The 21,780-nt window shown below is 37.3% G+C and carries 17 protein-coding genes and 1 other annotated feature; of the genes, 13 read left to right on the plus strand and 4 right to left on the minus strand.

The window, feature by feature from the left end; translation table 11 throughout:
• The 6 genes from dnaA to gyrA all read left to right on the plus strand — a co-directional run bounded on the left by dnaA (position 1) and on the right by gyrA (position 9,115).
• Entirely contained in the window at positions 1-1,362 is a 1,362-nt protein-coding gene (gene dnaA, locus CKV71_RS00005; RefSeq protein ID WP_095102355.1) for a chromosomal replication initiator protein DnaA, read from the plus strand.
• A 258-nt stretch (positions 1,363-1,620) separates the two neighbouring features.
• Positions 1,621-2,757 carry a DNA polymerase III subunit beta gene (dnaN, locus tag CKV71_RS00010; RefSeq protein WP_095102357.1) on the plus strand — a complete coding sequence of 379 codons (1,137 nt, stop codon included), beginning with the start codon at positions 1,621-1,623 and terminating at the stop codon, positions 2,755-2,757.
• Between the two features lie 377 nt (positions 2,758-3,134).
• Positions 3,135-3,344 (plus strand): S4 domain-containing protein YaaA, encoded by a 210-nt coding sequence (gene yaaA, locus CKV71_RS00015; protein ID WP_371685364.1) that lies wholly within the window; start codon positions 3,135-3,137, stop codon positions 3,342-3,344.
• The gene (recF, locus tag CKV71_RS00020) at positions 3,341-4,453 is read left to right on the plus strand and encodes a DNA replication/repair protein RecF (RefSeq protein WP_095102359.1); all 1,113 of its coding nucleotides are present in this window, start codon (positions 3,341-3,343) and stop codon (positions 4,451-4,453) included. Before yaaA ends, recF begins: the two co-directional genes overlap by 4 nt.
• Positions 4,454-4,465: 12 nt before the next feature.
• Complete coding sequence (gyrB, locus tag CKV71_RS00025) at positions 4,466-6,397, plus strand: DNA topoisomerase (ATP-hydrolyzing) subunit B (protein ID WP_186824461.1); 1,932 nt, start codon at positions 4,466-4,468, stop codon at positions 6,395-6,397.
• 45 nt (positions 6,398-6,442) lie between these two features.
• On the plus strand, positions 6,443-9,115 hold the full coding sequence (gyrA, locus tag CKV71_RS00030; RefSeq protein ID WP_095102364.1) for a DNA gyrase subunit A: 2,673 nt from the start codon (positions 6,443-6,445) through the stop codon (positions 9,113-9,115).
• A gap of 61 nt (positions 9,116-9,176) precedes the next feature.
• Here gyrA and CKV71_RS00035 read toward each other — a convergent pair whose 3' ends face one another.
• Both CKV71_RS00035 and CKV71_RS00040 read right to left on the minus strand, forming a co-directional pair.
• Positions 9,177-10,010 carry an NAD(P)H-hydrate dehydratase gene (locus CKV71_RS00035; protein WP_095102367.1) on the minus strand — a complete coding sequence of 278 codons (834 nt, stop codon included), beginning with the start codon at positions 10,008-10,010 and terminating at the stop codon, positions 9,177-9,179.
• A gap of 351 nt (positions 10,011-10,361) precedes the next feature.
• Entirely contained in the window at positions 10,362-10,856 is a 495-nt protein-coding gene (locus CKV71_RS00040; protein WP_095102370.1) for a hypothetical protein, read from the minus strand.
• 505 nt (positions 10,857-11,361) lie between these two features.
• Between CKV71_RS00040 and CKV71_RS00045 the strand changes: the two genes are divergently transcribed.
• The 3 genes from CKV71_RS00045 (at position 11,362) to serS (ending at position 15,855) form a co-directional block, all read left to right on the plus strand.
• Entirely contained in the window at positions 11,362-12,471 is a 1,110-nt protein-coding gene (locus tag CKV71_RS00045; protein ID WP_095102373.1) for an RNA-guided endonuclease InsQ/TnpB family protein, read from the plus strand.
• 199 nt (positions 12,472-12,670) lie between these two features.
• Positions 12,671-14,185 carry a histidine ammonia-lyase gene (gene hutH / locus CKV71_RS00050; RefSeq protein ID WP_095102376.1) on the plus strand — a complete coding sequence of 505 codons (1,515 nt, stop codon included), beginning with the start codon at positions 12,671-12,673 and terminating at the stop codon, positions 14,183-14,185.
• A gap of 85 nt (positions 14,186-14,270) precedes the next feature.
• Positions 14,271-14,477, plus strand: a binding site (T-box leader).
• Between the two features lie 91 nt (positions 14,478-14,568).
• Positions 14,569-15,855, plus strand: coding sequence for a serine--tRNA ligase (gene serS, locus CKV71_RS00055; protein ID WP_095102379.1), 1,287 nt, complete (start codon positions 14,569-14,571; stop codon positions 15,853-15,855).
• A 277-nt stretch (positions 15,856-16,132) separates the two neighbouring features.
• Here the strand turns inward: serS and CKV71_RS00060 are convergent, their stop codons facing one another.
• On the minus strand, positions 16,133-16,354 hold the full coding sequence (locus CKV71_RS00060) for a hypothetical protein (protein ID WP_095102382.1): 222 nt from the start codon (positions 16,352-16,354) through the stop codon (positions 16,133-16,135).
• A gap of 127 nt (positions 16,355-16,481) precedes the next feature.
• Positions 16,482-16,676 (minus strand): hypothetical protein, encoded by a 195-nt coding sequence (locus CKV71_RS00065; RefSeq protein WP_095102384.1) that lies wholly within the window; start codon positions 16,674-16,676, stop codon positions 16,482-16,484.
• Positions 16,677-16,896: 220 nt separating this feature from the next.
• Between CKV71_RS00065 and CKV71_RS00070 the strand changes: the two genes are divergently transcribed.
• Genes CKV71_RS00070 through dnaB form a run of 4 tightly spaced genes read left to right on the plus strand, consistent with a single transcriptional unit; the run spans position 16,897 to position 21,680 of the window.
• The gene (locus CKV71_RS00070) at positions 16,897-17,823 is read left to right on the plus strand and encodes a DUF2232 domain-containing protein (protein WP_186824468.1); all 927 of its coding nucleotides are present in this window, start codon (positions 16,897-16,899) and stop codon (positions 17,821-17,823) included.
• 14 nt (positions 17,824-17,837) lie between these two features.
• On the plus strand, positions 17,838-19,805 hold the full coding sequence (locus CKV71_RS00075; RefSeq protein WP_095102389.1) for a DHH family phosphoesterase: 1,968 nt from the start codon (positions 17,838-17,840) through the stop codon (positions 19,803-19,805).
• Positions 19,802-20,248: a 50S ribosomal protein L9 gene (rplI, locus tag CKV71_RS00080; RefSeq protein ID WP_046099742.1), complete on the plus strand. Its 447-nt coding sequence runs from the start codon at positions 19,802-19,804 to the stop codon at positions 20,246-20,248. The genes CKV71_RS00075 and rplI overlap by 4 nt, the downstream gene beginning before the upstream one ends.
• Positions 20,249-20,282: 34 nt before the next feature.
• Positions 20,283-21,680 carry a replicative DNA helicase gene (dnaB, locus tag CKV71_RS00085; protein ID WP_095102392.1) on the plus strand — a complete coding sequence of 466 codons (1,398 nt, stop codon included), beginning with the start codon at positions 20,283-20,285 and terminating at the stop codon, positions 21,678-21,680.
• Positions 21,681-21,780 lie beyond the last annotated feature (100 nt).

Genomic DNA, 21,780 nt, shown 5'->3' on the forward strand with positions numbered 1-21,780 from the left:
ATGTCAAAAAAAGAAATTTGGGACAAAGTTCTGGAATTGGCAAAAAATGAATTGACCGCGATCAGCTATAATACTTGGTTCGATCCTCCGAAAACAGAATTGATTGATATTCAAGAAAATACAGCAATTATTTTAGTTGAATCAAATTTTGTTCAAGATTTTCTGAAAAAGCAATATACAGATATCGTGGCAGATTTATTCGAAAAAGCCATCGGAACTAAATTGATGCCTAATTTTGTAATTGAAGAAGATTTAACTTCTGACAAACAACTTAAAGATTCTGCTAAAGCAAAAAATGAATCTAAACCCGATGTACAACCGCTTCAAAACACCAGCGAAGACCAATTCAATGTACATAATACGTTCGAAACTTTTGTCATCGGTCCTGGCAACCGCTTCCCGCATGCTGCAAGTCTGGCAGTAGCCGAAGCTCCGGCCAAAGCCTACAATCCACTTTTTATTTATGGAGGCGTTGGTTTGGGAAAAACCCATTTGATGCATGCGATCGGTCATTATGTTTTAGAAAATAATCATGATGCCAAAGTCATTTATACATCAAGTGAGAAATTCACGAATGAATTCATTAAATCTATTCGTGACAATGAAACAGAACAGTTCCGTGAAAAATATCGTAACATCGATGTGCTGCTCATTGATGATATTCAATTCATCCAAAACAAAGAACAAACACAAGAAGAATTTTTCCATACCTTTAATGATTTACATCAAACCGGAAAACAAATTGTGATTTCCAGTGATCGCCCGCCTAAAGAAATTGCAAAATTGGAAGACCGCCTGCGTTCACGCTTTGAATGGGGTTTAATTGTAGATATTACGCCGCCGGATTACGAAACAAGAATGGCAATTCTTCAAAAGAAATTAGAAGAAGAAGATGTGGATATTCCACTCGAATCACTCACTTATATCGCCAACCAAATTCAATCCAACATTCGTGAATTAGAAGGTGCACTTACTCGTGTTATCGCCTATTCAAGATTGCAAAATGAATCGATTACAACCGAGTTGACTGCTGAAGCATTGAAAGATATTATCCAAACTCCAAAATCTAAAAAAATAACTATTCAAGATATTCAAAAAGTGGTAGGTCAATACTATAATGTGCGACTTGAAGACTTTGCTGCTAAAAAACGTACTAAATCAATTGCTTATCCAAGACAAATTGCAATGTATCTCTCTCGAGAGTTAACTGATTTTTCACTCCCGAAAATCGGAGAAGAATTCGGTGGTCGCGATCACACCACTGTTATTCATGCACATATGAAGATTCAAACAGATATGTCGGAAGACCCTATTTTTAAACAAGAAGTGGAAAATTTAGAAAAAGAAATTCGAAATCAGTAAACATTAAGAATGATTTACTAAGAAAATCGGGTAAAATGGAATGGAAATGTAAAACTGTTATATTACAGATACTGAAAAACGAATTGGGGATAATGTGAAAAAGTTATACACACCATACACAGTTTATCCACATGTGTATAACTTAGCACATCAAGGTTTTCTTGAGTTATCCACTAATCCACAGCCCCTACTACTATTACTACGATTTTAAAACCTATATAATTAATTTATAAACGACTGGAAGGAGTTTAATAAATCATGATGGAATTCACGATTCAAAGAGACTATTTCATAAACCAATTAAACGACACATTAAAAGCCATTTCACCTAGAACAACTTTACCGATTTTGACAGGTATTAAAATTGACGCTAAAGAAGATGGCATTGTTCTTACAGGATCAGATTCAGAAATCTCAATTGAAATTTCAATACCTAAACAAGTAGATGGCGAAGAGATTGTCACTATTTCAGAAACAGGTTCAGTAGTACTTCCTGGTCGTTTCTTTGTAGACATTATTAAAAAATTACCAGGAAAAGATGTTAAACTTTCAACAAATGCACAATTCCAAACTTTAATTACTTCAGGACATTCAGAATTTAATTTAAGCGGCTTAGATCCAGATCAATATCCATTATTACCGCAAGTTTCTCAAGATGACGCAATTCAATTACCAATCAAAGTCTTGAAAAACGTCATTGCACAAACTAATTTTGCTGTGTCCACCTCAGAAACACGGCCAGTTTTAACTGGTGTGAACTGGTTGATTCAAGATAATGAATTAATATGCACTGCTACAGATTCACATCGCTTAGCTGTGAGAAAATTAAAATTAGAAGATGAGGATATTGAAAATAAAAATGTCATCATTCCTGGTAAAGCATTAGCTGAGCTGAATAAAATCGTTTCTGATTCAGAAGATGACATTAATATTTTCTTTGCATCTAACCAAGTATTATTCAAAGTTGGCCATATTAATTTCATATCACGTCTGCTTGAAGGACATTATCCAGATACTTCACGCTTGTTCCCTGAGAACTACGAAACAAAAATCGAAATGAGCAATAGTGATTTCTATCACGCGATTGATCGTGCTTCTTTACTTGCACGTGAAGGCGGCAATAACGTAATTAAATTAAGCACTGGCAATGAAGAAGTCGAACTTTCTTCTACTTCTCCTGAAATCGGTACTGTAAAAGAAGAAGTTAATGCAAATGAAGTTGAAGGTAGTAACTTGAAAATCTCTTTCAACTCTAAATACATGATGGACGCACTTAAAGCAATCGATAGTGATGAAGTTGATGTAGAGTTCTTCGGAACAATGAAACCTTTCACTTTAAAACCAAAAGATGACGATTCAGTCGTGCAATTAATTCTTCCAATCAGAACTTACTAAATTCGTAAAAATAAAAGGTGACACCATTAAAAAATAAGCGGAAATCCTCTTTGGGTTTCCGCTTATTTTAATTTCACCTGAATCATTTTCAAATTTTACTCAGAAATCAATTTTAAAGTGTCTCAGACTTCACAGAACGTTCTTGTTTTATTTATTGGATAAAATAATCGTCTTTAAATTAAAAAACGCTGACGGCTTTTAAAATGCAAAATATAACGCAGAGCCCTATAAATTCTACATTTTCTATAAAAAGTTGAATAATATAAGCAAAACTGCCTAGAAACTAGCCTCTAATACATGAAATTTGCGACAAAAAAAGGTATAATATATTAATGACCTTATAAAGAAATGGAGTGAGTAAATTGGTTGAAAAAATCATGGTTGAAGGTGAAATTACTTTAGGACAATTTTTAAAAACTGAAGGAATTATTGAATCTGGCGGACAAGCAAAATGGTTCTTAAAAGAATTTGATGTGTATCTGAATGGTGAACGCGAAACACGTCGCGGCAAAAAACTAGAAGAAGGCGATCAAATTGATATTCCGGAAGTTGGTTCGTTTGTAATTGCTCAACAAGGTGACCAATGAAACTAACTTCACTCCAGCTTGAAAATTATAGAAATTATGAAGAAGTTGTGCTGGATTGCCATCCTGATGTCAATATTCTAATCGGCGAAAATGCACAAGGAAAGACCAACTTATTAGAATCAATTTACACGCTTGCTCTTGCTAAAAGTCATCGTACTTCAAACGACAAAGAGCTCATACGTTTTAATGCTGAATATGCTAAAATAGAAGGTGAGCTGAGTTATAGACATGGGAAAATGCCTTTAACGATGTTTATAACTAAAAAAGGCAAGAAGGTTAAAGTGAATCACTTAGAACAACATCGTCTGACTCAGTATGTCGGACACTTGAATGTTGTTCTTTTTGCCCCAGAGGACTTAAATATCGTAAAGGGTTCCCCGCAAGTGCGTAGACGTTTTATTGATATGGAACTGGGGCAGATTTCAGCAGTCTATTTAAACGACTTGTCGCAATATCAGCGTATTTTGAAGCAAAAAAATAATTATTTAAAGCAGATGCAGATGAATCAAAAGACAGATCGTACAATGCTAGAAGTCTTAAATCAGCAATTTGCAGAGTATGCATTGAAAATTACGTTGAAGCGTGCACACTTCATCAATGAATTAGAAACACTCGCTAAGCCGATTCATTCCAGTATCACTGATGAACGTGAAACTTTAGATTTGGACTATCGACCAAGTTTGAAACTTTCAGCAGAAACGGATGAAGCAAAGCTTTATGAAGAGATACAACAGCTTTTACAAGACAATATGGAACGCGAAATAGAACGCGGTGTGGCTTTGTACGGTCCCCACCGTGACGATTTAGGTTTTAAGGTTAACGGTATGGATGCACAAACTTACGGATCCCAAGGTCAGCAACGTACAACTGCATTATCTATCAAGTTAGCTGAAATCGAATTGATTAATATCGAAGTGGGTGAATACCCGATCTTATTATTGGATGACGTATTAAGTGAATTAGACGACTCCCGTCAAACTCACCTGTTGAGTACCATTCAAGATAAGGTGCAGACATTTGTGACAACCACATCTGTCGAAGGGATTGACCATGAAATAATGAAACACGCTAAACTTTACCGAATCAATCAAGGTGAAATTATCAAGTAATAGAAAGTGAAGGTGGAAGCATTGTCAGATGTGAACAACACGGAAAATTATGGCGCTGGACAAATTCAAGTTTTAGAAGGACTTGAAGCGGTTCGTAAGCGACCTGGTATGTATATTGGTTCAACTTCAGAAAGAGGTCTGCACCATTTAGTTTGGGAAATTGTAGACAATAGTATTGACGAAGCATTAGCTGGCTATGCTGATAAAATCGAAGTCATTATCGAAAAGGATAACTGGATTCGAGTAACAGATAACGGACGTGGAATTCCTGTTGATATTCAAGAAAAAATGGGACGCCCAGCAGTTGAAGTTATCTTAACTGTGTTACATGCCGGCGGTAAATTCGGCGGCGGCGGTTATAAAGTTTCAGGCGGACTGCACGGTGTAGGTTCATCTGTTGTAAACGCACTTTCAGAAGACTTAGAAGTTTACGTACACCGCAATAATAAAATTTATAACCAAGCTTATAAACGTGGTATTCCGCAATATGACTTGAAAGTCATCGGAGAAACAGAACATAACGGTACAGAAATCCGTTTTAAAGCTGATCCTGAAATTTTTACGGAAACTACGACTTATCAATATGAAATATTGCAAAAACGTATTAGAGAACTGGCTTTCTTAAATAAAGGAATTCAAATCACTCTACGTGATGAACGCGACGAAGATAATATTCGCGAAGATTCTTATCACTATGAAGGCGGAATTAAATCTTACGTTGAATTATTGAATGAAAATAAAGAACCACTCTTTGATGAACCTGTTTATTTACATGACCGTAAAGATGATGTAGAAGTTGAAATTGCTATTCAATATAACAGCGGCTTCACTACTAATTTATTATCTTATGCGAATAACATTCATACTTACGAAGGCGGTACTCATGAAGATGGCTTTAAACGTGCTTTAACACGTGTTTTGAACAGTTACGGCACTAAATCAGGTCTGATTAAAGAGGACAAAGATCGTTTATCTGGTGAAGATACACGTGAAGGATTGACTGCTATCGTTTCTATCAAGCATGAAGATCCACAATTCGAGGGTCAAACTAAGACTAAACTTGGCAACTCTGAAGTACGTCAAATTGTAGACAGACTTTTTGCAGAAGATATGGAACGTTTCTTGTATGAACATCCTCAAGTGGCACGTATCATTATTGAAAAAGGTGTAATGGCTTCTCGTGCACGTATTGCTGCTAAAAAAGCTCGTGAAGTTACACGCCGAAAATCTGCTCTAGAAGTTTCTAGTTTACCTGGTAAATTAGCAGACTGCTCTAGTAAAAATCCTGATGAAAGTGAGATCTTCTTAGTCGAAGGTGACTCTGCCGGGGGGTCTACAAAACTCGGTCGTGACTCAAGAACGCAAGCCATCTTGCCATTACGAGGCAAAATCTTGAACGTTGAAAAATCACGCTTAGACAGAATCTTGAATAACAATGAAATCCGTTCAATGATTACCGCTTTCGGTACAGGAATCGGCGGAGAATTTGATATTTCTAAAGCCCGTTATCATAAGATTGTCATTATGACAGATGCTGATGTCGACGGTGCCCATATCAGAACATTGCTGTTAACTTTCTTCTATCGTTTCATGAGACCGTTAATTGAAGCGGGCTATGTATATATTGCACAGCCACCATTGTTCAAATTAACACAAGGCAAACAGAAGTATTATGTCTTCAACGAAAGAGAATTAGATAAATTAAAATCTGAATTGAAACCAACGCCGAAATGGTCAATTTCACGTTATAAAGGTTTAGGTGAAATGGATGCTGACCAATTATGGGAAACAACTATGAATCCTGAACACCGTTCAATGCTTCAAGTAACATTGGAGGATGCGATTGAAGCGGATACAACGTTTGAAATGCTGATGGGCGATGTGGTAGAAAATCGCAGACAATTCATCGAAGATAATGCTGTATATGCCAACTTGGATTTCTAATATGGCATACAGCATAGGAATTAATAACTTAAGGAGGAGTTCTTGATGGCTGAATTTCCTGAATCAAGAATAGTAGAACGAAATATTAGTAGCGAGATGCGTGAATCGTTCTTAGATTACGCGATGAGCGTTATCGTATCTCGTGCTTTGCCTGACGTCAGAGATGGTTTGAAACCAGTACATCGTCGTATTTTGTACGGGTTGAATGAACAAGGAATGACGCCTGATAAACCGTATAAGAAATCTGCACGTATCGTTGGGGATGTAATGGGTAAATATCACCCTCACGGCGACTCTTCTATCTATGAAGCGATGGTACGTATGGCACAGGATTTCAGCTATCGTTACCCTCTTGTTGATGGACAAGGGAACTTTGGTTCTATGGATGGCGACGGCGCTGCCGCAATGCGTTATACAGAAGCAAGAATGACGAAGCTTGCAACAGAATTACTGCGTGATATCAACAAAGATACGATTGATTTCATCGATAACTATGATGGTACAGAAAGAGAGCCGGCAGTCTTACCTGCTCGTTTCCCTAACCTGCTTGTTAACGGAGCATCTGGTATCGCCGTAGGTATGGCAACCAATATTCCGCCGCATAATATGACAGAAGTCATTAACGGTGTATTAAGCTTAAGTCATAACCCAGATATTACTATCAATGAGTTGATGGAAGATATTCAAGGTCCTGACTTCCCTACAGCTGGATTAATTTTAGGAAAAAGTGGTATCCGCCGTGCTTATGAAACTGGTCGTGGCTCTATTCAAATGCGTGCACGTGCTGAAATCGAAGAACGTGGCGGCGGCCGTCAACGTATCGTAGTTTCTGAAATTCCATTCCAAGTTAATAAAGCACGAATGATTGAAAAAATTGCTGAATTAGCGCGCGATAAAAAAGTAGACGGCATTACAGACTTGCGTGATGAAACAAGTTTACGTACAGGCGTACGCGTGGTCATTGATATTCGTAAAGATGCAAATGCCAGCGTTATTCTTAATAATTTATACAAATTGACACCACTTCAAACATCATTCGGTGTAAACATGATTGCCTTGATCAACGGCAGACCAAAACTAATCAACTTAAAAGAAGCATTGGTTGAGTATTTAGAACACCAAAAAGTAGTAGTGCGCAGACGTACTGAATATAATTTGAAAAAAGCAGAAGACCGTGCACATATCTTAGAAGGTTTAAGAATCGCATTAGACCACATTGATGAAATCATTACGACGATTCGTGATTCAGAAACAGATAAAGAAGCAATGGAACGCTTGCAAAGTCGTTTCAAATTATCTGAACGCCAAGCTCAAGCAATATTAGACATGCGTTTAAGACGTTTGACAGGCTTAGAACGGGACAAAATCGAATCAGAATACAATGACTTAGTCGCTTATATCGAAGAATTAAGAGCCATTTTAGCGAACGATGAAAAATTATTAGAACTTGTGCGTGAAGAATTGACTGAAGTCAGAGATCGCTTCGGTGATGAACGTCGCTCAGAAATTCAACTTGGCGGCTTAGATACAATCGAAGATGAAGACTTAATTCCAGAAGAACAAATTGTTATTACATTAAGTCACAATAACTATATTAAACGTCTTCCGGTTTCAACTTATCGTGCACAAAACAGAGGCGGTCGCGGCGTACAAGGTATGAATACTTTAGAAGAAGACTTTGTCAGCCAAATCGTGACAATGAGTACCCACGACAACGTGTTATTCTTTACAAATAAAGGACGCGTTTATAAATTGAAAGGTTATGAGGTGCCGGAACTCTCCCGTCAGTCTAAAGGTATTCCGGTTATTAACGCAATCGAATTAGAAAATGATGAATCCATCAGTACGATGATTGCGGTAAATGACCTTGAAAAAGAAGATGCTTACTTAGTATTCGCTACTAAAAACGGTATCGTTAAACGCTCATCACTCAGCAATTTCTCACACATTAACCGTAATGGTAAAATTGCGATTAACTTCCGTGAAGAAGATGAGCTCGTAGCGGTACGTCTTACAGATGGTACTAAGGACGTCTTACTTGGAACATCACATGCTTCATTAATACGCTTCAAAGAATCTAAATTACGTCCATTAGGCCGTACAGCAGCAGGTGTAAAAGGTATTACATTACGTGAAGGCGATGAACTCGTCGGCCTTGCAGTTGCGACAGAAGATAGTGAGGATGAAGTCTTAGTAGTAACTGAAAATGGCTACGGTAAACGTACACCTCTTGATGAGTACCGTATTTCAAATCGTGGCGGTAAAGGTATTAAAACTGCAACGATTACTGAGAAAAATGGAGATATTGTTTGTATCACTACAGTAACTGGCAGCGAAGACCTTATGATTGTAACTAATCAAGGCGTTATCATTCGAATTGATGTCAGCGATATTTCCCAAAATGGACGTTCTGCTCAAGGTGTCCGTCTTATCCGCTTAGGAGATGACCAATTCGTTTCTACTGTGGCTAAAGTACAAGAAGACCCTGAAGACGAATTAGAAGGAACATCTGACAGCGAAGTGGTACCAGGTGAAGGAGAAGCAACAGTTTCAGTCGAAGAACATGTTGTGGAAACTGATGATGATGGTCAAACTATCCATACTGAAGTCGATGAAACAGTCGATGAAGATGGCGAAAAAGAAGAATTAAGACAAGACTTTATGGATCGCGTGAATGAAGATATTGAAAGCGTGGATCATGAAGATGACGAAGAATAAGAACTAATTAAAAAAGCTTTCTGCACTACTGAATCTCATCAGTAAGCAGAAAGCTTATTTTTTATGCTTCTTCGTTATTTCCTTCTTCTAAACGTTTCATCGCATAAGGAATTTCTACAATTAAATTGGATGGTGGTACGACATACATATCTTTAGATAAGCATTCACCAATATAACTATGCACATATGTGGCTGTTGTGACAGCATAATCGAAATCATCAAATTGACCGACAAAACTTGTAATGATACCAGCAAGTGTATCACCCATGCCGCCTGTAGCCATTGCAGGTGTACCAATATCTAATTTATACGTTTTATCTTTCAAATAGATTTCAGTACCGTGTTTTTTCAATACGACTACGCCACCCATATTATCCACTGCTTCACGGTTACGCTCTTCTGTTTGTTCATCAATAGGAATACCGCTTAATCGTTCCCATTCCATTTGATGTGGTGTATAAACAATGCGATGACATTTCGGAATATCCAATTTCAATTTGCTGATAATAGAAATGGCATCCCCATCAATAATCAAATTCTGATGCGGTTGAATATTTTGAAGTAATATTGTCATTGCATTGTTACCCTTAAAGTCTTTACCGAGACCGGGACCGATTAAAATACTGTCAGTCATTTCGACCATTTTTGTTAATTGTTTAGTGTCGTTAATGTCTATCACCATTGCCTCAGGACAACGTGAATGGATAGCAGCATGATTAGTCGGATGCGTTGCTACTGTAATGAGACCGCTGCCGCTGTAAACACAAGCACGTGCTGCCATCATAATCGCACCGCCTAAATTCGCATTTCCTCCAATTAAAAGAATCTTGCCATAATCACCTTTATGCGTATCATCTTTTCTTTTTGGAATAGATACGTTATTTAAAACTTCCACCACAATCCCTCCATATTTCTTTAAAATAGTTGAATAAGCAATAGAGACACTGCTATATGTCTTGTTGTTTAAATTGTCTTTATTATGCTTTGAATAAAATTATAAAAAATTAAGGACGCAGGACAGAAATAATATGAAAGTCCTAACCTCCCTTTAAACGTCTTTAATACACTTTTTCTTAATGCAATAACTCATATTATACCTGTCCATTCAGGAAGTCAACACTAAAATTTATAGTAAATATTAATACTTTATTAACGACATCACTATGTGTGAAATGTATTACGAATAGTCTTGAATATAAAAAAGACCAAAGCCTGAGAAAGACTTTGGCTCAAAAAATACACTTGCTTATTTAAAATGCTTTCTAAGCGTAATGATTGTACCGAATGCAATGAAGAGACCTGCAACGATAGTCATAGTAGTCGTATCTGCACTATCTTTTCCTGTGTCAGGAAGCGGTTCAATATTTTGTCTAGGTTGTTGATGATTTTCTACAGGAGCACCATGAGCGTTTAAATAGTCTTGTCCCTCTTTAGGAACGATGACGTCCCCATATGCAGTCTGATTTTCTGCTGCATTAATTGAACTTTCCACATACTCACGATAAGAATTTTGGTAGCTGTTAATAGAACCTATGCCGCCGCCTTCACCTAGATTAGAACCGCTTAATCTAGATTCTAAAAGTTTATCATGCTGGGTCTGCCATTCAGCAGGTGTGGCTAAGTGAATGTCTACCTTTTCATTATCCTCTGCCGCTTCTGCTGAATTCAAAGCTGTAGTGGCTGTTCCCATAAGTAATGAAGATGCAATTAAAGATGACACAACAAATTTAGACTTTCTCAATTGATTACACTCCTTTATTTTCTAATTCACTTGGAGTGTATCATCATAGGATTTTTATATCTTAATATTTACAAAATCCATACAGATTTGAGGCAATTATTAACAAACTTTAACTCAACTTAAGGAGATAAAAGATTTTAGCTTGTTAAATTAGTGACGTATTAACACGCTACGGCTTTGCTGAAATCTATTGTCGCTCTCTGAATGTAAGCGTATACTTGTGATAATTGTAACCATTTATTTTACTGAGGAGAAACAGTACAGTTACTAAAAATGTAATTAAAAGGCGGTAAATATCTCTGAATATAGTTATAATTGAAATGAGGTGACAATGATGAATAAGTCTAAAGAAATAATTGAAAAATTAGGGAGTGCTATTTCCAACCCATCGCAACCTGATGCACTGAAAAATAAAATGAGAATTTTAACACATCATCGTAACTATCCTTGCTTTTAGCGGTTGTATCTATGGTTTTGGTCAATTTAAAAAAGAGGGTGGCAGAATATGCTGAGAGCGTATAAAACCGAAATCAATCCTTCTTTTGAACAACGTCAGACCATCAATCGAACCATCGGCACATGCCGTTGGATTTACAACAAATTTATCGAGACTAATCAAAATTTCTATACAACGGGACAATCATACATGAACGGTTTTGCCTTCAGCAAATGGATGAACAATGTATATCTTCCAAGTCATCCGGATAAACATTGGGTTAAACAAAGTGCCAGCAAAGCTGTCAAACAATCCATTATGAATGCACATCGTGCTTATCAGACATTTTTCAAAAAACAAAAAGGTTATCCGAAGTTCAAAAAGAAATCAAGCATTGGAAGTTATTATTTGATCGGTACCATTCATGTACAACGGCATCGAATCCAATTGCCGAAGTTGGGATGGATTAAATTAAAAGAAAGAGGTTACATTCCAACAAATAGTATAAAATCTGCCACCATTGTTAAAGAATATGACAGATATTATGTGTCGGTTTTAGTTGATCAACCGTCTTCCCCTATTTTCAAACCGAAACAGACAGACGGAATCGGTATTGATTTAGGATTGAAAGAAGCTGTATCCACACCCTCCGGTGTAAGAATTAAAAGCTTCAAAACAAATCAAACTATCATCAAACTTGATAAATCTTTAAAACGACAGCAGCGAAAATTATCCAGAAAGAAAAAAGGTTCTCATAATTGGTATAAACAGTTGTTGAAAGTACAAAGATTATACCGACGTATTAAAAATATTAAAAAAGATATCAAACGCAAAGGCATACTTTCTATTGTTCGCACCAATCCGCAATTTATTACGATTGAAAATTTGAACATCAAAGGCATGATGAGAAACAAAAGATTGGCCAATAGTTTTCAACAGATTGGACTCGGTTACATGGTTGAATGGTTGAAAATCAAATGTCGAGATTACGGCATCGAATTACGCCAAGTCGACAGATTTTATCCATCCAGTCAAATATGTTCTGATTGCGGTCACATACAACCTATGCCATTGAATCAAAGAACGTATCATTGTAATCATTGCGGAATGATAAAGGATAGAGACACTAATGCCAGTGTTAATTTGAAACAAGCAACAGATTACACCGTGATAGTGTAATAAAATAAAGAAAGGAAAACTACTAAAAGGTTATCACACAATTTAAATGTATGGATAAAGTTTCAAACTACGGTGGGCTACATCGGAAGTAACGCTCTGGGAGAGGTTTATAGATCTGATTTCAATCGAAATCAACCTCATTGAAAAGAGAAATCCTCTAATAACATTTGATTATGTTTTTAGTAGCAGGTAATTTCAATTGACATTAGAATTAAACGGAGCATCGCTCACAATTGAAGATATAAAGCATTTTTTACATCAGCAAGATAAGATTTCAATCTCATCTGAGGCGATGGAACGTGTTAAGAAGAGTCGTGCTATTGTAGAAGATATTATTAAAAATAAAGAAACAATCTATGGCATTACTACAGGATTCGGTTTATTCAGTGATGTCTTAATTGATCCGGACCAATATAATCAGCTTCAAGTAAACTTAATTCGTTCACATGCGTGCGGGACAGGCGATCCCTTCTCACATGATGTTTCACTAGTGATGATGATTTTACGTTTAAATACAATGTTAAAAGGACATTCAGGTGTAACGACTGATTTGGTAGAGCAATTGACTTATTTCATTAATGAACGTATTATCCCGATTATTCCGCAACAAGGTTCATTAGGCGCGTCTGGCGATTTAGCACCTCTTTCCCATCTAGCTTTAGCATTAATCGGCGAAGGTAAAGTCTATTATCAACAAGAAGAACGTGAGAGTAGCGAGGTACTTGAAGAATTAGGACGTCAACCTTTACAATTGTCTGCTAAAGAGGGACTGGCATTAATCAATGGTACACAAGCTATGACAGCACAAGGCGTAATCAGCTGGATTGAAGCGGAAGCCTTAGCTTATCAAGCAGAGTGGATTGCTGCTTTAACACATCAAGCGTTGAATGGAATCACAGATGCCTACCGTCCTGAAGTACATGACGTACGTAACTTCCCTGAACAAAGCGCAGTGGCAGATCGTATGTTGTATTGGTTAGAAGATTCTAATTTAACTACTAGACAAGGTGAAATCCGTGTACAAGATGCTTATACTTTGCGTTGTATTCCTCAAGTACATGGTGCCAGCTTCGAAACCTTGAACTTTGTAAAAAAACAATTAGAACGTGAAATGAATGCGGCTAATGACAATCCGCTGATTTTCCATGAAGACGATGAGACGCTCGTCATCTCAGGAGGCAATTTCCACGGTCAGCCTGTCGCTTATGCCTTAGACTTTTTAAAGGTAGCCGTAAGTGAATTGGGTAATATTGCGGAACGACGCTTAGAACGTTTGGTAAATCCGCAATTAAATGGTGACTTGCCTGCCTTCTTGAGTCCGGAACCAGGATTGCAAAGTGGGGCAATGATTATGCAATATGCAGCAGCAAGTTTAGTTTCTGAAAATAAAACGCTTGCACATCCTGCAAGTGTAGACTCTATACCTTCTTCAGCCAATCAAGAAGACCACGTATCGATGGGAACAATTGCTTCACGTCATGGTTACCAGATTGTAGATAATACAAGACGCGTATTGGCTATTGAATTAATTATTGCTTTGCAAGCTGTAGAGTTGAAAGGTATCGATAAGTTGTCTCCACGAACACGTGAAAAATATGAAACCTTACGTAATATTACGCCAGCGATTACTCAAGACCGTCAATTCCACAAAGATATTACACAAGTTTCGCGCTATTTGCAGCAAAGTGCTTATGCAGATATTGAATTTAAATAACAAGAATTTTTATTGAATTCTGAAAAAGTTGAAAATACTTATTGCAAAATATAATGACGTTTGCTATAGTGAACTTAAGTTCATAAGACATTGTTCGCAGGACAAGTAATCCTGATATTTGATTTCAGAGAGCTTATGGTGAGTGTGAATAAGCAATCAATATTTGTGACGAATCTACCTGCATATTAAAGGAACAACCGGTAATAACCGTTATTTTAGCGAGAGTGCAGTCCGAGTATTTATAACTTGTACTGTTAAATAGGGTGGCAACACGTAATACCACGTCCCTTGTAGGGGCGTGGTATTTTTTTATTGTTTTGCCTCCTTAATAGATTTACATTACTCAAAAAATTGGTAGATATATTGGAAAGGATGACAGCATTATGTTAGATATCAAATTATTCAGAAATGAACCAGATCACTTAAAAGAAAAAGTAAAATTACGTGGTATGGATCCGCAAGTAGTAGACGAAGTTTTAGAATTAGATAATAAACGTCGTGAATTAATTGGCAAAGCAGAAGAAATGAAAGCTAAAAGAAACAAAGTCAGTGACGAAATTGCTGAGAAGAAACGTAATAAAGAAAATGCTGATGATGTTATTGCTGAAATGAGAAAATTAGGCGACGACATTAAAGAAGTGGATACTGAATTAAATAAAGTAGATGAAAAATTAAAATACAGATTATCTACAATACCTAACATTATGAATGATGATGTACCTGAAGGCGATTCTGATGAAGAAAATATCGAAGTGAAAAAATGGGGTACGCCTCGTCAATTCGACTTTGAAGCGAAAGCACACTGGGACTTAGTAGAAGAATTAGGAATGGCCAACTTTGACCGTGCTGCTCGCGTATCAGGTGCGCGTTTTGTCTTCTTAACAAATGAAGGTGCACAATTAGAACGTGCATTAATGAACTACATGCTTACTAAGCACACAACACAACATGGTTATACTGAAATGATGGTACCTCAATTAGTAAATGCAAACTCTATGTATGGTACAGGTCAATTACCTAAATTTGAAGAAGACTTGTTCAAAGTGGAAAAAGAAGGCTTGTACATGATTCCGACAGCAGAGGTTCCGCTTACTAACTACTACCGCGAAGAAGTCTTGTCTGCAGATCAATTGCCAGGCAAGTTCACTGCACAGTCAGCTTGCTTCAGAAGTGAAGCGGGTTCAGCCGGACGTGACACACGTGGCTTAATTCGCTTGCACCAATTCGACAAAGTTGAGTTGGTACGTTTTGAAAAACCTGAAGATTCTTGGGATGCATTAGAACAGTTAACAAGCAACGCAGAAGCTATCTTAGAAGAACTAGAACTACCATATCGTCGTGTAATTCTTTGTACTGGCGACCTTGGATTCAGTTCAAGTAAAACTTATGACTTAGAAGTTTGGCTTCCAAGTTATGAAGATTACAAAGAAATCAGCTCATGCTCTAACATGACAGATTTCCAAGCACGCCGTGCAAATATCCGCTTCAAACGCGATAAAGATTCTAAACCAGAATTAGTTCATACATTGAACGGAAGTGGTTTAGCAGTCGGACGTACATTCGCGGCGATTGTAGAGAACTACCAAAATGCGGATGGTTCAATTACAATTCCTGAAGCATTAGTTCCATTCATGGGCGGAAAAACAAAAATCGGCCCAGCAACAAAATAAATGGGATCATCGAGTAGTTGGAATAACGAATTAAGATGATCCAACCTCGTTCCAATATATATTTTACCTACCACTTTGAGTGCTGCACCTACCAATGCAGCACTCATCTTTTTTATTTCCCAATCTTTTATTTCCCAAAAAGCATATTAAAATACCGACTACCCTCTTAGGATAATCGGTATTGAATAGTATATGATAAATGGCATAGCATCAAGGGTTAAGAGTATACCGTATGTCTAACATCAGACAAACGGAAGTCTTACCTCAGAAGTTGTGTTCAGCGTAATCTCGTTGAATCAAGAGCATTTGCATTTAGAAATGCGATAAAGCTGATAATACTTAATGTAAAGAAACCATAACCGAGTGGAATCAAGAAATCTCCAGCATTAAAGAAAATGAGTCCTGTAATTGTCATTCTGATTAATGCATGTAAAACAAAACATAAAACACTGGCAAAAAATAGCGCTAAACTACTTCCACCGAAAAGGACTTTCTGCATTTCAACTGTTACTCCTTTATAAATTTAAAACTTCTTTTCTCATTTCGTAACATTTCAATTATAACGTGGTTTCTAACAGCTGACGATAGGTGTTTGCAGATTTTAACAAATAATTAATAAAGCCTAATTATTTAATAAAGTGTTGTATTAAGCTGCCGATTAATAAAATAACCATAGCGACAAGCACCATAATATTAGCGACAAGTGTCTGATATTGATTACGTAAATGTTTAGGTTTAGTAAGTTCTTTTAATAATATAGCCCCTGCAATGAATAATAATAAAAATATAATCACGTAAAAAATAATAGATCCGATGGACATATCAAATGACCTCCTTCCATTTAAACTCGAGTGACTTCTTTAATGAAATTGTACCTCAATTAATATTTTGAAAACATAGCTAGAGAAGAGAAATTGAATAGAATAAGTTGATAAATGTTAACGGCTTAATCAACACTTGCAGTTTCATGTTTCTTACAAGGTAAATGAAGTAGGTGATTCTTGCCAACTATGTTAAAATAATTCTTATAGTTACTAAAGTATAGGAGTGGCGAATTTGTTTGCAAAAATAGACTTTAAGGCGACGTTTCTCGCAACATTAGCACTCATTATTGTTGCAGCAGTCACCTACTTTCTGCCGTTTGCTGGACTACTATTGTTCTTTGTAGCAACAGTGCCTGGAATCATTTTATGGCATAAGTCCATCATGTCATTCGGCATAGGCGCACTCATTACAGTTGTTTTAGTAGTATTTTTTGGAAGTGAAGGACTTCTTAGCTACATTGTTTTTGTCTTACTATTGAGCTTAATTGTAGGTCAGCTATTAAAAGAACGAACTTCTAAAGAACGCATACTTTATATCTCAACTACATATATGAGTATTTTAACGTTAGGCGCGTTTATGATGCTGCAAGTATTCAAGCGTATTCCGAATACCCAAGTACTTGTGAAACCGTCTAAAGATCAATTGTACGATATGATGGCGATGAGCGGTTTAGACTCAGCATCTCGTGGTGTATTAGAAGAGGGCTTCCGCCAAATGGCTGTGCAATTGCCAAGCTATATCATCATCGCAATTTTCTTCTTGATTTTAATTAATTTGATTGTAACATTTCCGATTTTACGTAAATTCAAGATTGCAACACCTGTATTCAGACCATTATTCGCATGGCAATTCAATCGCATATTAGCATATATCTACTTTATCGTTCTGTTGTGTGTCATGTTTGCATCACAACCAGGAACTTTCCAAAGTATTGTCTTGAATATGCAAGTAATCCTTTCGTTTGTCATGTTTATTCAAGGTTTAAGCGTGATTGCTTTCTTTGCAAAAGTAAAACAACTGCCACCTGGTATAGGCATTATATTAATGATTTTAGGATTTTTATTAACACCTGTTTTACCAGTCATCGGACTCTTAGGTGTAGTAGATTTATGTTTCAACTTAAAACGATTTATCAAAAAATGATTTGAGGTGACAGAATGAATCGTCAATCCACTAAGAAAGCACTGATTATTCCTTTTTTATTGATGGTATTAACTGCTATTGCACTCGTGGTAGTCTGGTTTGTCTTTAATCAGCTCGTAGCAGGTATTGCTTCAGCAGTTTTGCTGGTAATGATTTTTATCAGTGCATTTGCACTGCGCAATGCATTCTTACGTTTGGATAATTATGTAGATGATTTAAGCGGACAAATATCAGCCGGTAACAGCATAGCAATTAAAAGCTTGCCGATCGGTGTGATTGTCTTAGATGAAAATGAGGATGTAGAATGGATGAACCATTTCATGTCTGATCGGTTAGACCGTAATGTTATCTCAGATCCGATAAATGAAGTGTATCCTAACATTCTGAAACAATTAGAGAAGACACAAGAAATTGAAATTACTGATGGCAGTTATCATTATCGCGTCCGTTATTCTGAAGAAGAACGCGTACTTTACTTCTTCGATATTACAGAAGAGGTACATACAACTCAATTGTATGAAGATTCCAAACCAATCATTGCGACATTATTCTTAGATAACTACGATGAAATTACACAAAATATGAATGATACACAACGTTCTGAAATCAACTCAATGGTGACACGTGTCATCAGTCGTTGGGCTTCAGAATATGATATCTACTTCAAACGTTACAGCTCAGACCAATTCGTAGCTTATTTGAACCAACGTATCTTATCCCAATTAGAAGACTCGAACTTCGATATTCTAAAACACTTACGTGAAAAAAGTGTCGGGTACCGTGCTCAATTGACTCTAAGTATCGGGGTAGGGGAAGGCTCAGAGAACCTCATCGATTTAGGTGAATTATCACAATCTGGACTGGATTTAGCATTAGGACGCGGCGGTGACCAAGTCGCAATCAAACATATTAACGGCAACGTACGTTTCTACGGCGGTAAGACTGACCCGATGGAAAAAAGAACCCGAGTACGTGCCCGCGTTATTTCTCACGCCTTGAAAGATATCTTAATGGAAGGCGACAAAGTAATTATCATGGGACATAAACGTCCTGATTTAGACGCAATCGGTGCAGCTATCGGTGTTTCACGCTTTGCTATGATGAATAACTTAGACGCTTATATTGTATTGAATGAGGAAGATATCGATCCAACATTGCGACGCGTTATGGATGAAATTGACAAGAAACCAGAATTGAAAGATCGCTTCCTTACTTCTGATGAAGCATGGGATATGATGACATCCAAAACGACACTCGTCGTAGTAGATACACATAAACCAGAGATGGTCTTAGATGAAAATATTTTAAATAAAGCCAACCGCAAAGTGGTTATTGACCATCACCGTCGTGGTGAAAGCTTTATCTCTCATCCACTCTTGGTTTATATGGAACCATATGCCAGCTCTACAGCAGAACTGGTAACCGAGTTGTTGGAATATCAACCGACAGAGCAACGTTTAACAAGACTGGAATCCACAATTATGTATGCAGGTATTATTGTAGATACAAGAAACTTTACGTTACGTACCGGTTCCAGAACCTTTGATGCGGCAAGTTACTTGCGTGCACACGGCGCAGATACGATTCTGACACAACATTTCTTAAAAGATGATATTGATACGTATATCAATCGTTCAGAATTAATCCGTACGGTTAAACTGCAAGATCACGGCATAGCAATTGCACATGGCTCAAACGACAAAATTTATCATCCTGTAACAGTTGCACAAGCTGCGGATGAATTGTTAAGTTTAGATGGTGTAGAAGCTTCTTACGTGGTTGCACGTAGAGAAGATGACCTAGTCGGTATTTCTGCCCGCTCGCTCGGTTCTATTAACGTCCAACTGACAATGGAAGCGTTAGGAGGCGGCGGTCATTTAACCAATGCTGCAACTCAAATCAAAGGTGTATCAGTAGAAGAAGCAGTACAACAATTACAACAAGCGATAGATGAACAAATGAGTAGGAGTGAAGAAGCATGAAAGTAATTTTTACACAAGATGTTAAAGGTAAAGGCAAAAAAGGTGAAGTTAAAGACGTACCAGTAGGTTATGCAAATAACTTCTTATTCAAGAAAAACGTTGCTGTAGAAGCAACTCCAGGTAATTTAAAACAATTGCAACAACAAAATAAACGCGCTGAACAAGAAAGAGAACAAGAAATTGAAGACGCTAAAGCATTGAAGAAAAAATTAGAAGATATCGAAGTTGAAGTAACAGCTAAATCAGGCGAAGGCGGCAAACTCTTCGGTTCTGTCAGCACTAAACAAATCGCACAAGCCTTACAAAAACAACACGATATCAAAATTGATAAACGTAAAATGGACTTACCGAATGGTATCCATGCGTTAGGTTATACAAATGTACCTGTTAAATTAGATAAAGAAGTCGATGGTACAATTCGTGTCCACACTGTAGAACAATAAGTTTGAAATGGAATAAATCAGAGGTGTAATCATAATGGATGGAATGTACGAACAAAACCAAATGCCGCATAACAATGAGGCTGAGCAATCTGTCTTAGGTGCCATTATTATTGATCCGCAGCTCATCGGGGAAACTCAGGGAGTCTTACTTCCTGAGTCCTTTTATAGAGGCGCACACCAACACATTTTCCGTGCGATGATGCACCTCTCTGAGGAAAATAGTGATATTGATGTCGTTACCTTGATGGATCAGCTGACATCAGAAGGAACATTAAGTGAAGCGGGCGGACCGCAGTACTTGGCTGAATTAGCTAATAAAGTACCGACAACCCGCAATATTGAATATTATCGAGAAATCGTCTATAAGCTTGCAGCGAAACGTAATTTGATTCGTGTTGCGGACCAAATTGCGAAAGACGGTTATGATACAGAACTCGATTTAGATGACATTTTAAGTGATGCCGAAAGAAAAATTTTAGAACTCTCTGCCACAAGAGAATCAGAAGGCTTTAAAGATATCAGGGATGTCTTAGGTCAGGTTTATGAGAATGCCGAAGAGCTCGATCAAAATAGCGGCCAGACTCCTGGTATTCCTACAGGTTATCGAGATTTAGACCAAATGACAGCCGGTTTCAACCGCAATGATTTAATCATTTTAGCAGCCCGCCCATCAGTAGGTAAGACTGCCTTCGCTTTAAATATTGCGCAAAAGGTTGCGACTAATGAAGGCAACTACACTGTAGGTATCTTCTCTCTTGAGATGGGTGCTGATCAGTTGGCTACACGTATGATTTGTAGCTCAGGAAACGTAGACTCTAACCGTTTACGTACAGGTACAATGACTGAAGAAGACTGGAATCGCTTTACAGTAGCTGTCGGTAAATTGTCTAGAACGAAAATCTTTATTGATGATACGCCAGGTATACGTATTACAGATTTACGTTCGAAATGCCGCCGTTTAAAGCAAGAGCATGGTTTAGATATGATTGTAATCGACTACTTGCAGTTGATTATGGGAAGCGGTTCTCGTATGTCAGACAACCGTCAACAAGAAGTATCTGAGATTTCCAGAACGCTCAAAGCCATAGCACGTGAACTTGAATGCCCTGTTATTGCATTAAGTCAGTTATCACGTGGTGTGGAACAACGACAAGATAAACGTCCAATGATGAGTGATATCCGTGAATCTGGTTCCATCGAGCAAGATGCCGATATTGTAGCCTTTTTATACCGTGATGATTATTACAATCGCGAAGGAGACGAAGACGACGATGATGGTGGCATGGAACCTGTAGCGAATGATGATAACGGCGAAATCGAAGTCATTATTGCTAAACAACGTAACGGTCCAACCGGTACCGTTAAATTACACTTCATGAAACAATACAATAAATTTACAGATATTGATTATGCACATGCAGATATGATGTAAATTACGGGAGGTTGAAACTAGATTTCAACCTCTTTTTTTAGGTTTGAAAAAATTTTTTGGAGAGTGAAAAAATAAATTTTTACGTACAATTATAGTTGGA

This window comes from Staphylococcus piscifermentans (genome assembly GCF_900186985.1).
GTDB classification, from domain to species: domain Bacteria; phylum Bacillota; class Bacilli; order Staphylococcales; family Staphylococcaceae; genus Staphylococcus; species Staphylococcus piscifermentans.